Raw genomic sequence first — 12,197 nt, forward strand, 5'->3', positions numbered from 1 at the left:
TCGCGCGCTTCTGTCATCCTGACAAAGCGAGCAACGCGAGCGGCAGGAAGGATCTCGGACAGCTCCGCGCAGCGAAGCCGGTTCCGGTTTCTGAAATCGCGCAGCGCTCCTTTGCTGATATCGTCGATGCAATCCAACACAAAAAGTGAACACACTGGCCTTCGCGCCGCCGCCCAGAACCCTCACCTACCGGCCGCGATGCGGCCGGCCTCCTCTCCCGTAAACGAACGGGCGAGGTATTTCGGATCGATCTACTTGCGCGTCTCCAACCCCATCCGGCGCGCGATGATCACCTTCATGATCTCATTGGTGCCCGCATAGATCGATTGCACTGCCGCATCCGCATAATCCGTCGATACCGGATACTCCATCATGAAGCCGTAGCCGCCGTGTAGCTGGAGGCATTGGCTGGTGATCTTCTTCTGCAAGTCCGTCGTCCACCATTTAGCCATGCTCACTTCCGCGACGATCTCGTCACCGCGCACGTGCGCCTGCAGCAGCTTGTCGACGAACGCCTGCCCCACTTCCACTTCGGTCATCATCTCGGCGAGCTTGAACTGCGTATTCTGAAATTCCGCGATCGGCTGCCCGAATGCTTTCCGATTCTTGCAGTAGGCGATCGTGTCCTCGAGCGTGCGCCGGCAACTCGCCATCGACGACACTCCGATACAAAGCCGCTCCTGCTGCAGCTTCTCCATCAGCATCTTGAAGCCCGTCCCTTCCTTACCGAGCAGATTCCCGGCCGGCACGCGGCAGTCCTCGAAAAACAACTCGCTGGTGTCCTGCCCGCGCAGCCCAAGTTTGTCGAGCTTGCGCCCGCGCACGAAACCGGGCGCGGTCGCGTCGACCAGCATCAGGCTGACGCCCTTGTGCGGCGGATTCGCCTTGGGGTCGGTCTTGCACACGACGATCACCAGATCGGCAATCTGCCCGTTGGAAATAAAAATCTTCGATCCGTTGATCACATAATGGTCGCCGTCGCGACGCGCTGTGGTCTGCACCGCAGCGAGATCGGATCCGGTGCCCGGCTCGGTCATCGCGATCGCGAGGATTATCTCGCCGCTGATCGCACCCGGCAGGTAGCGGCGCTTCTGCTCCTGGTTGCCGAAGCTCGTGATGTACGGCATGCAGATATCCGAATGCAGCGACATCATGAGGCCGTGCGCGCGCACGCGCGACAGTTCTTCCATCACGATCGCGTCGTAGATGAAATCCACGCCGCCGCCGCCGTATTCAGATGGCGCATTGGCGCCAAGAAAGCCGGCCTCGCCCATCTTCCGCCAGCTCGCGCGGTCGCTCATCCCCACGCGATTCCATTCGGGCACCTTCGGTTCGATCTCGGCATCGACGAACCGCCGCACCTGCGCCCGGAACATCTCACGCTCTTCAGAAAAAATATCTCGTCGCATCATTCAGGCATCTTCATGTTGCCGCGCACCACAATCAAGCCCGCCAGATCTATAATCGCCTGCGCGGCGGGCGGCAGGGGTGACCCCTGCACCCAGTGTGAAGGTGAGAAACGCAAAGTTGCGCGAGGCGCTACTTTGCTCTCAGGGGCGGTGACTCGAAGGAAGTTGGAGATGCCTCCCCACATTAAGTTCTAACAGGGACGAAAGTCCCGCATCTTCTCTTAATACTAAGGTGCAGGGCTTAGCCCTGCCGAAGGAAGCGTGAAACCCACCGCGGGTTTCACATTCAATAAAATGATTTACAGGTTCCGGCCGCCGGCCGCGTCAGTGAAACCTCTGATGCCGATACCGCCTTCGCAAAGGATGACGCCGCCGGTCGCGGTGGAAGAATTCTCGGCCGACGCCAGCAGGACATACGATCCGGTGTAGTCGCGCGGCTCGGGCAGCTTGCCGAGCGGAATTCCGCGCTCGACCGCCGCCTTGAGCGGCACCGAAGCGATCGATTGTTCTCCCATGTCGAGCGAGCGCGGGCCGCGCAAGTCAGTTGGGATCGCACCCGGCGCCACGCCGTTGACTCGAATCTTGGGCGCCAGCTCGTAGGCCAGTTGGCGAATCAACCCGACCACGGCGTGCTTCGAAGCCGTATATAGAGGACCGCCGCCGCATGGGTAAAAGCCCGCGTTCGAGACCGTGAAGATGATACTGCCGTTGGTCTTCGCAAGTTCGCGGTACGCAGCCTTCGCGCCGAGCAGATAGCCCTTGACGTTCACGCCGAACAGTTCATCGAAAGCGTTGCCGATTCGATCGTCGGGCAATGCTGCAAGCGAAATCGAGAAGTCCCAGATTCCGGCGTTGCCCACGAAGCAGTCGAGTTGTCCGAACTTCGCGACTGTCTCCGCAACCGCTCGCTGATTGTCGGCAAGGTCCGTGACGTCGCCGACGATCGCCGCGACCCGCTCACCCAGCTGCTTCGCCAGTCTTTCGGTGCGCTCGCGCGCTCGATCCAGGATCGCGACTCGCGCGCCCTCGTCGACAAATCGCTCGACGATTGCCCGCCCAAGCCCCGATGCGCCGCCGGTGACGAGCGCCACTTTGTTTTCCAGCCAGCCCATATCAGAAGAAGTTGCTCAGGTTGCGCGACAGCAGCACGGTCTGCTCGAGAAAAATCTTGCGATCTGCGATCTGGAACGATCCTTCGACGCGCCGCAGCAGGTCCCGTCGCGATCCGATCCACGAGCTCTCCTCCGAATTGAGCCTGGTCCGGTAAACGTGGAAGTTCGACTCGACTTCGAGCTCGCGGCCGCTATCGCGAAGCACTCTCACATTGGTGATCAGATGACGCGTGCGCGAGGGTGGATCCTCCGCCCATGAGCGCCCCGATTTGAGCTTCGCCACCCTTCCGGCGAGCAGAGTTTTGTCGTCATGGAAGAAGGCCATCTCACCGGGCTGCGTGAATTCCTTGTTCAGCTCGCGTTGCATTCGAGTACGGCGGATCGGCATGAAGTAGTGCGCGTCGTCGCTGAAAAGTGCGATCCACTCCTCGTATCGATGCGCGTCGAGCAACGCTGCCTCGTCGTAGTAGAAGCGCTCGACCTCGTACTGGCGAACCATCGCCGCGATTCGGTCGTCGTTCGGACGCAAGCCTGAGTCACCGGACATCTATATGACTCGCTAGATATATTCGCCCGGCGTGGTCGCCTTGAGCAGTTCTTCCCAGCCGAGGCCCTTCATCCACTGCGCCCACGAATGATACGTCCACAACTGGCCATGCTCGTTGGTGAGACCCTCGACCCGCGCCAAACCGCCTTCCTTGATAATCTTGCCCCGGCCCAGACCCATGGTGAGCTGATGCTTCATCCGCCTGCTTGCGACGCCGCGCGTCTGCGCCGTGGCCTGCGACCAGTTCTCGCCGTCGTCTTGTTCGAGCACGCCGGCCGGACCGAAAACGCGGCATGCGGAGCTGACAATGAAATCGCGTGTCTCGCGGGGCAGGTTGCGATCGACCAGGGTGAACCACCAGATCTCGGTCTGAGCGGGGCTGCGCGGTATTCGTAGCGATAGCTGTCCGGTCACCGAGGTCACCCACGTGGTCGGAAAGATATTAGGGTGTCCTGCCACTTCCACTCCGACCGGGCCCAGGGCGGCCCGAGCTTGCGGCGTGGCGCGCCAGCCTTTGTCGAAGTCGGGATTGCCCAAAGAAGACGCGGTAGGCCCGCCGATCGCGTGCCCATATTCGCCGAGTACCACCACCTGATCGAACTTTGTGCCGATGATCCCGATGCCGGGCATATCAAGCGCGCCGCCGCTGTCCATGTTCACGTCGCTCATGTCGATCTTCTCAGTCGTCGTGCGGCCCGGATCGAGGCCGAGGACACCGGGCGAGAATGCCGACACGTGAGTGATCTGCGGATGATACCAATCGAAGAGATTGTCGACTGCGATTTTCCAGTTGCAATCGATGATGAACTTCTGGATGCCGGGGACCACGGCCATGTCGCCCCGCGCTGCAATCATATCGAGGCCGAGCCGCCCGGTTGCGCCGAGAAACTGTTCCAACGGCGGTGCGGAAATGTCGTGCGTCCCGAATATGAATCCCTTGTAGCTTGCCACCTGGGCCACTTGTGCCAGCCCGTGTTTCGATTTGTCGAGCTGACCGGCGTAGAAGGTCTTGAACCCCGGCACGCCGAGAAGTTTTCCATCGATGCCGTAGGACCACCCGTGATAGGTGCACAGGAAGCTCTTGGTGTTGCCTTCCTCGGCCCGACAGACGGCGTTACCGCGATGCGCGCAGGTGTTGAGCATGGCTTTGACAGTTTGATCCTTCTGCCGCACCACCAGCACGTTGTCGCGCCCCATAACTGATTGGAAAAAATCACCGGGCTCGTGAATTTGTGATTCGTGGCAGAGGAACAGCCACGAACGGGCAAAGATCCGCTCCATCTCGAGTTCGAAGATCGCGGGATCACTGTAGATACGGCGATCAATCTCGCCCCGCTCGAGCGAAACCATCTCGTCTATCTCAATGCTCTGCGACATCATGCAGAACCTTCCTTTTAAGCAGCGTGCCGCGACGACGAATCCGCCGCAGGTCCGGAACGGATCGATAACATAAATTTGAATTGCACCGGTAGCGGAAGGAGTGTAGCCACGTGGCACAGGCTTCAGCCTGTGTTTCTTTCCTGGATCCGCATGAACCAGAAAATCACAGGCTAAAGCCTGTGCCACCAAAGTCCGGAACCTGAGAGCGAAAGGTCGTCCTCGACATTTCGCGATTTCCTTTCACTAAGGTGCAGGGCTTAGCCCTGCCGAAGGAAGTGTGAAACCCACCGCGGGTTTCACATTAAATAAAGTGATTTCCCCTTCCCGCTCTACGCCCGCATCGATGCCCGCGAATTACCGAGCAGCATCTCCGCGACTGCCGTCAGATCGTTATCGTCGTAGTAATCGATTTCGATTCGCCCTGGATTACGCCCGCGACGTTTGAAAATCCGTACCTTGCGCTTGAGTGCCCGCTGCAGGCCTTCGGCCAGCGCGTTGAGGTTCGCGTCACCGCCGGAAGACGATCGCGATTCGGCATTTTTGGTTTTGTGCGGGCGATTTGCGGTGGCCATTTCTTCGGCCCCGCGCGAGGAGATTCCGACTGCCGCGATTCGCCGCGCCGCCGACAGTTGCGCCTCCGTCGATCCTATCGAGAGCAGCGGCCGCGCCTGTCCTGCGGTCAGCTCTCCTTTCGCGATCATATTTAGAATCGGCTGCGGAAGTTCCAGCAATCGAATCGTATTGCCGACGTAGGGGCGGCTCTTCCCGACCCGCGTCGCGATCTCGTCATGAGTGAGCCCGAAATGGTCCACCAGGCGGAAAAACGCGAGTCCTTCTTCGACCGCGTTCAGATCCTCGCGCACGATATTCTCGACCAGCGACATCTCGAGCGCCGCGCGATCGTCGAGTTCGCGCACCACCACCGGCACCGTCTCGAGGCCTGCGGCTCGCGCCGCACGCAGTCGCCGTTCGCCCGCGATCAGTTCGTAGCGCGGCCCGTCGGCTTCGGGCGCGTCGATACGCCGCACGATCAGCGGCTCGATAATCCCCTGGCTCTGGATCGCGCGCGTAAGTTCGGCGAGCCGTTCCTTGTCGAAATTTATCCGCGGCTGAAACGCACCGGCCGCAATACTGCCGACGGGCGCCATCTTGAATTGCGAGTCGCCGCCGCTGTCGACTGCCGCGCCAGTTTCAGTTCCCCCCGCCGCATTGCCGATCAGCGCATCAAGCCCGCGTCCCAATGGTTTCCGCATCATCCTGTTAGTCCTCTAAAATTTTCGATCATCTTCTCCGTTCATTCAGCGTCGCGCTTGAAGCGGACAACCTAACCCCTAACCCCTTCCCGAACGGGAAGGGGAACCGGACGCAAAAGAAAACCTCTTCCCTTACAAAGCTCTAACAGGGACGAAGTCCCGCATCTTCTCCGGTACTAAGGTGCAGGGCTTAGCCCTGCCGAAGGAAGCGTGAAACCCACCGCGGGTTTCACATTCAATTGGTTCCTGCTCCATTCTCCCCACGCGCGACGATCTCCGCCGCCAGCGCGCGATACCCATCCGCGCCTGACGACTTCGGTTCATATTCGAACACGGACAGTCCATGACTCGGGCTTTCCGACAATCGCACGCTGCGCGGGATCACGCTCTGAAAAACTTTTTCCGGAAAATGCTTTCTCACTTCGTCAGAGATTTCATGGCTGAGACGATTTCGCGAGTCGAACATCGTGAGAACCAGACCCTCGAGCTCGAGCTCCGGCCTCAGCACCGCCTTGACCTTGTTGATCGTGCCGAGCAGAGAGTTCAGACCCTCGAGCGCGTAGTACTCGCATTGCATCGGCACCAGCACGGAATCCGCGGCGACCAGCGCATTCAACGTGAGAATCCCCAACGAGGGAGGCGTATCGATTAGAACATAGTTATATTCTTCCCGCACTGGCTCCAGGAGCGCTCGTAAGCGTCGCTCGCGTCCTTCCATCGTCACCAGCTCGATCTCAGCGCCGACCAAGTCGTCGCCCGCCGGTGCCAGCGACAACGTCGGCCTCACCTGCCTTACGATTTCCGCAATCGCCAAGCCGCCGACCAGCGCCTGGTAAATAGTCTTGCCCTCGCGCCGTGACGCACTCACGTCCTCGGGCGTGGCGATACCGGAGGAGGCGTTGCCTTGGGGATCGAGGTCGACCAGCAGGACCTTGCGACCGCTATCAGCCAGCGCGAACGCCAGATTAATAGCCGTCGTAGTCTTGCCGACGCCGCCTTTCTGATTAGCGATTGCGATTACCCGCCCCACGACAACCCCACAGCTCCGAGCGCACGGTGACGTTTCAGGTTTAAACGTTCCGGGCTGCGAATAATTAAATGCGCGCTCGCAATTAAATGCAAACCGCGCGATCCGATTCACGCAACTACCTGAATTTATTGAAGTTTCGCGACAGAACGTTTCACGTGAAACGTCGGAGAACCAGGACTAGCGACGGATCCAGGTCGCGGCGGCGCGATGGAGCACGTCGCGGCCGTGCCTCAGGTCATAGACCGATCGGATTCCGTCGAAGAGCCCTACCTCACCGGACCCTTCGGTAATCTGCTCGAAGGTCTGGTCCGCCGTGACGTAGAGCATCAGCACGCCCTCGACCCGCAATGCGCGCCCTGCTATCTCGAACAAAGCCGCCGGGTTTCCCACCGCTCGCGACGTGACCACGTCATACCCGTCACGCACGTCGAACGACTCGGCGCGCGCGCATTCGACCCGCACGTTCTGCAAGCCCATTTCGATCGCAGCCTCGCTCAGGAACGTCGCGCGCTTGCGCCGCGCCTCGACCAAGGTCACGCTCGCGTTGATCGCCGCCGCGATCACCAGTCCCGGAAAGCCGGCGCCGCTGCCGATATCGAGAAATCGATGCGTCCTACCCAGCCGCAGGATCTTCGCGCTGACCGCGAGTGAGATCGGGATGATGCTGTCGAAGACGTGAAACACGATCTCGTCGGGGTCCTGCGGATGAGCCGTCAGGTTGATCTTCGGCCCCCACACCGCGAGCATCGCCGCCATCCGCTCGATCCGGTTCAGGAACTGGACGGTATTGCTGACGACTCCGAGCGGCGCGATCGCAGGCGCGAGCTGAGCGCGCACCGCAGCCGCAATCTGATCGGGGTTGAGAGCCTTCTTCCGGGCCGCAGGTTTGGCCGGTTTCCGCTTTGCGGGGGCTTTTCCCGTGCTTTTAGGTTTCACGTGAAACGTCGGATGCTAAAAGTTAAGTGCCTGATTTTATTGATTAATCGCGCCAAAACGTTTCACGTGAAACGTCGGAATCAGCCTTAAATGGCGCGGGCATTGCGGTCCCGACGACTCTTAATATGGACCGCCAGAATGGAGATTGCCGCCGGCGTGATTCCCGGCATCCGCGCCGCCTGCCCCAGCGACCTCGGCCGCACCGCGCATAGACGCTCGGACACCTCGGTGGACAACCCCATCACACCCTTGAAATCGACCCAGTCCGGGATCGTCGTGTCCTCCAGCCGCGCGAACCGCTCGACTGCCTCGACCTGCCGCCGAACGTAGCCCTCGTACTTGATCTCGGTCTCCAGCTCAGCCGCCTCATCGAGGTTCAAGGTCGAGGCCACCCCGCTCATCTTGATCAAAGCGTCGTAGCCGATTTCGGGGCGCTTGAGCAACTCGATCGCGCGGACCGGCTGCGCGATAGGCGTCGATCCATGCGCCACAATCATCGCATTGACCTCGTCGGATGCCGGTATCAGCGCCGACTTGAGGCGCTCGATCTCTTGCGCCACCGCTTCAGTCTTGGCACGGACGCGCGCACCCGCCGACGCGTCGAGTAATCCCAGCCCCTCCCCAATCGGGGACAGCCGCCGGTCTGCATTATCCTCACGCAACAGCAGCCGATACTCGGCGCGCGAGGTGAACATCCGGTACGGCTCGCCGCCAATCCCGCGCGTCACCAGGTCGTCGATCATCACTCCGATATAGGCCTGATCGCGCCGCAGAATCAGCGCCGGCTCGCCGCGAACCTTGAGCGCCGCGTTGATTCCCGCGATCAAACCCTGCGCTCCCGCCTCTTCATAGCCGGTGGTGCCGTTTATCTGGCCCGCAAAGAACAGCCCGCGCACCAGCTTGGTCTCCAGTGACGGCGTTAACTGCGTCGGGTCAGAGAAATCGTACTCGATAGCGTATCCAGGCCGCATTATCTCAGCCTGCTCGAGCCCGGCGATCGACCGCACCATCGCCACCTGCACGTCGAGCGGCAGGCTGGTCGACAGCCCGTTGGGATAAACCTCGATCGTGTCGCGTCCCTCGGGCTCAAGAAAAATCTGATGCCGCTCCTTGTCCCGGAAGCGCATCACCTTGTCTTCGACCGACGGGCAATACCGCGGCCCCTTGCTCTGGATCACGCCCGAATACATCGGGGAGCGGTCGATCCCGCCGCGGATTATCTCGTGAGTGCGCGAGTTGGTGAACGTCAGATGGCAGGGAATCTGTTCCTGCGTGATTCTCTCAGTGCGGAACGAGAACGGCGGCGGCGGCTCGTCGCCCGGCTGGATCTCCAACGCAGAGTAGTCGATGGTGAGCGCATCCAGACGCGGGCACGTGCCGGTCTTCAGCCGCCCGATTCGAAAACCCAACTGCGCCAGATTCTCACTGAGACCCATCGCGGCAAAATCGCCGGCCCGTCCCGCCGAATAATTCTTCATCCCGATATGGACGAGGCCCTTGAGGAATGTGCCGGTGGTGAGAATCACAGTCGGCGCCTCGAACACCTCGCCAATCTGCGACTCGACCCCCCGCACCGCGCCGTCCTCGACGATCAGGCGCTCGACGCTCGCCTGCCGCACCTGCAAGTTGGCAGTGCGCTCCAGCACACGCTTGCTCCGCGTGCGATATGCGGCCTTGTCGGCTTGCGCGCGACGCGCGCGCACCGCGGGCCCCTTGCGCGTGTTCAGAAATCGAAACTGGATCCCGGTCTCGTCGGTCGCCAGGCCCATCTCGCCGCCGAGCGCGTCGATCTCGCGCACCAGGTGCCCCTTGCCAATCCCGCCCACTGCCGGATTACACGACATCTGCCCGATATGGTCGAGATTGAGCGTGAGCATCAGGGTGCTGGCGCCCATCCGGGCCGCCGCCAGCGACGCCTCAATCCCGGAATGCCCGGCGCCCACAATGATCACGTCATACTTCATAGCGAACCAGCGATTATGGCCCGCATCGACGCGTCGCGCAAAGCGGCGCTGACGCAGCGTCACGCCTGATAGTAGGGAAATTATACTACTAGATTGTATGCGAAACCCGCGGTGGGTTTCACACTTCCTTCGGCAGGGGTGACCCCTGCACCCAGTTAGAAGAAAATCGCGAAATGTCGAGGACGACCTTTTGCTCTCGGGTTCCGGACTTTGGTGGCACAGGCTTTAGCCTGTGATTTTCTGCTCCATGCGAATCCAGGAAAGAATCACAGGCTGAAGCCTGTGCCACGCATCACTTGCCGATACAGAAGTCGCGGAAGATTGCGTCGAGGACGTCCTCGCCGCTTACTTCGCCGGTAATCGAGCCAAGTGCGGATGCGGCCGCCATTATATCGACCGCTACGATCTCCGGCGGCATCAACGATAGCACAGCGTTGCGCGCGTTCTTGAGCGCTTCCAGAGCCATCGCGAGCGCATCGCGATGACGCTCGCGGGAGATTGCGATTTGATCATTAGTGGGAATTGTGGCCGCGGCCGCAGAACCCTCACCTAACCTCTCCCGTGAAATAACGGGCGAGGGATCAGCAATGAGCGCGTCGATTGCTTTGATGAGCTCCGCACGTAGCGTCGCGGCTTCGTCGAGGTTGATTGCTGAGAATGGGAGGATCGGAATCCGCAAGCCTTGGTCGCGAAGATCGGCGGACGCGATTGCCGCAGGTAAATCGCGCTTGTTCAGGATTGCGAGGCCTGGGCGGTCGTTCGTTATCCGAATCACATCGAGGTCGGACGGCTCGAGCGGACGCGAGGAATCGAACATCGCGATCAGCAGGTCGGCGTCGCGGGCAGACCGGAGCGTGCGCTCGATTCCGATTCTCTCTACGTCGTCGGTCGATTCGCGCACACCCGCCGTATCGTTGAGGACGAGCGCGTACGGGCCGAGCTGGACCGAGTCTTCGATCACATCGCGGGTGGTGCCGGCGATCGCGGTCACGATCGCGCGGTCGGCGCCGAGCAAAAGATTCAGAAGGCTCGACTTACCGGCGTTGGGCTTGCCGAGAATAGTCGCGCGGACGCCGTCGCGCATCAGGAGGCCGCGCGCAAAGCTGTCGTGCAAGACGGTAACGTCTGCGATTAAGCGCTCGATTTCGGCGGCGACTTCGCGACGCGACGGTAGTCGGATGTCCTCGTCGGAGAAATCGATCTCGACCTCGAGATGCGCGCGGATCGCGATCACCTGTGCGCGCAGTTCATCGACGCGTTGTGAGAGTGCGCCGGAGAGTTGCGATAACGCATTTGCGAGCGCGGAATCGCTGCGCGCAGCGACGATATCGGCGACTGCCTCCGCTTCAGCCAAATCCATCCGGCCGTTGAGGAATGCGCGTCGGGTGAATTCGCCTGGCTCTGCGACGCGCGCGCCCGCATCGAGGGCAAGCGCGATGATTCTGCGGACGACGTATGGTCCACCGTGGCATTGGATTTCGGCTACGTCTTCGCCGGTCAGGCTCGCCGGATGCGGCATCACGACTGCAAGCGCGCGATCGATGCGCGCGCCGGTGGCGGGATCGACAACGTCGCCCAGGCGCATCATGCGCGGCGTGAACTCGGCAGAATGCATGGGGCGGAAGATAGCGTCGAGGATTTCGAATGCGCGCGGGCCGGACAGGCGGACGATCGCGACGGCGCCGAGGCCAGGTGCAGTGGCAGGGGCTACGATCGTGTCGGGGAGGTACATGGAACTCAGGAATTGAATTGTAGTGGAACCCTCCCGGGTTCCACACCTCCGCGGGCAGGGCTAAGCCCTGCACCTTAGTGAAAAGAAATCGCAAAATGGCGAGGACGCCATTTTGCTCCGAGGTTTTGTTCTTGTGTCATTCTAGAGCGAAGCGAAGAATCCCGGTGCTGTGTCCAATGAGTGCAAAAGAGCCGGTTGGCAGTTCTCGCATTTCGCGGCGGTTGTGTTGGCTGGATGGATTCTCATCGCGCCGACGATTGATTGTGCGCGGCGGGGGTTGCAGCGGGAGACGCCGCTGTCGGAGTGGGAGCATGTCGATGGTTTTTCGTCGCGGGAGAGTTGCGAGGATTTTCGCGCGACTGTGATCGATACGGAGAAGAGTGATAGCGAGAACGTGTATGTTCAGCGGTATTCGTATTCGATTTGTGTGCCGGATGATGATCCCCGGTTGAAGGGGGAGTAGTGACGCGGCGAGCGTCGTGGATGAGGCCTGAGAACCTAACCCCTAACCCCTTCCCGAGCGGGAAGGGGGACCAGAATGCCGTGTAGCACGTGGCACAGGCTTCAGCCTGTGATTCTTTCCTGGATTCGCCTGGACTAGAAAATCACAGGCTAAAGCCTGTGCCACCAAAGTCAGGAACCTGGGAGCGAAATGGCGTCTTCGACATTTCGCGATTTCTTTATCACTGGGTGCAGGGGTCACCCCTGCCGACGGAAGTGTGAAACCGACCGCGGGTTTCACATACAATCAAGTTCCCGCTCTCTGCTGGCCTTTGGCGCTTGCTCAATGGCGCGCGGTATGGTTCGATTGCGTGTTCGGGGTCGTTCGAAGTT

General features: G+C 60.7%; 10 protein-coding genes. 1 reads left to right on the forward strand and 9 read right to left on the reverse strand.

Annotated elements, in window-relative coordinates; all coding sequences use genetic code 11:
* Nucleotides 1-251: 251 nt before the first annotated feature.
* The 9 genes from WB650_RS24615 to mnmE form a co-directional block, all read right to left on the reverse strand.
* Nucleotides 252-1,412, reverse strand: coding sequence for an acyl-CoA dehydrogenase family protein (locus tag WB650_RS24615; protein WP_423962410.1), 1,161 nt, complete (start codon nucleotides 1,410-1,412; stop codon nucleotides 252-254).
* A 296-nt stretch (nucleotides 1,413-1,708) separates the two neighbouring features.
* A complete protein-coding gene (gene hcaB / locus WB650_RS24620; RefSeq protein ID WP_423962412.1) occupies nucleotides 1,709-2,521 on the reverse strand; it encodes a 3-(cis-5,6-dihydroxycyclohexa-1,3-dien-1-yl)propanoate dehydrogenase in 813 nt (270 codons plus the stop codon).
* A gap of 1 nt (nucleotide 2,522) precedes the next feature.
* Nucleotides 2,523-3,068 (reverse strand): aromatic-ring-hydroxylating dioxygenase subunit beta, encoded by a 546-nt coding sequence (locus tag WB650_RS24625; RefSeq protein ID WP_422305628.1) that lies wholly within the window; start codon nucleotides 3,066-3,068, stop codon nucleotides 2,523-2,525.
* Nucleotides 3,069-3,080: 12 nt separating this feature from the next.
* Nucleotides 3,081-4,445 carry an aromatic ring-hydroxylating oxygenase subunit alpha gene (locus WB650_RS24630; RefSeq protein WP_422305630.1) on the reverse strand — a complete coding sequence of 455 codons (1,365 nt, stop codon included), beginning with the start codon at nucleotides 4,443-4,445 and terminating at the stop codon, nucleotides 3,081-3,083.
* A 332-nt stretch (nucleotides 4,446-4,777) separates the two neighbouring features.
* Nucleotides 4,778-5,701 carry a ParB/RepB/Spo0J family partition protein gene (locus WB650_RS24635; RefSeq protein ID WP_422305633.1) on the reverse strand — a complete coding sequence of 308 codons (924 nt, stop codon included), beginning with the start codon at nucleotides 5,699-5,701 and terminating at the stop codon, nucleotides 4,778-4,780.
* 235 nt (nucleotides 5,702-5,936) lie between these two features.
* Nucleotides 5,937-6,731 carry a ParA family protein gene (locus tag WB650_RS24640; RefSeq protein ID WP_423962414.1) on the reverse strand — a complete coding sequence of 265 codons (795 nt, stop codon included), beginning with the start codon at nucleotides 6,729-6,731 and terminating at the stop codon, nucleotides 5,937-5,939.
* A 177-nt stretch (nucleotides 6,732-6,908) separates the two neighbouring features.
* Nucleotides 6,909-7,667 carry a 16S rRNA (guanine(527)-N(7))-methyltransferase RsmG gene (gene rsmG / locus WB650_RS24645; RefSeq protein ID WP_422305637.1) on the reverse strand — a complete coding sequence of 253 codons (759 nt, stop codon included), beginning with the start codon at nucleotides 7,665-7,667 and terminating at the stop codon, nucleotides 6,909-6,911.
* Nucleotides 7,668-7,753: 86 nt separating this feature from the next.
* Entirely contained in the window at nucleotides 7,754-9,631 is a 1,878-nt protein-coding gene (gene mnmG / locus WB650_RS24650) for a tRNA uridine-5-carboxymethylaminomethyl(34) synthesis enzyme MnmG (RefSeq protein WP_422305639.1), read from the reverse strand.
* Nucleotides 9,632-9,923: 292 nt separating this feature from the next.
* Nucleotides 9,924-11,363: a tRNA uridine-5-carboxymethylaminomethyl(34) synthesis GTPase MnmE gene (mnmE, locus tag WB650_RS24655; RefSeq protein WP_422305641.1), complete on the reverse strand. Its 1,440-nt coding sequence runs from the start codon at nucleotides 11,361-11,363 to the stop codon at nucleotides 9,924-9,926.
* Between the two features lie 226 nt (nucleotides 11,364-11,589).
* Between mnmE and WB650_RS24660 the strand changes: the two genes are divergently transcribed.
* Complete coding sequence (locus WB650_RS24660; RefSeq protein ID WP_422305643.1) at nucleotides 11,590-11,826, forward strand: hypothetical protein; 237 nt, start codon at nucleotides 11,590-11,592, stop codon at nucleotides 11,824-11,826.
* Nucleotides 11,827-12,197: the final 371 nt, after the last annotated feature.

The organism is Binatus sp. (SeqCode), assembly GCF_049584895.1.
GTDB lineage: Bacteria > Desulfobacterota > Binatia > Binatales > Binataceae > Binatus.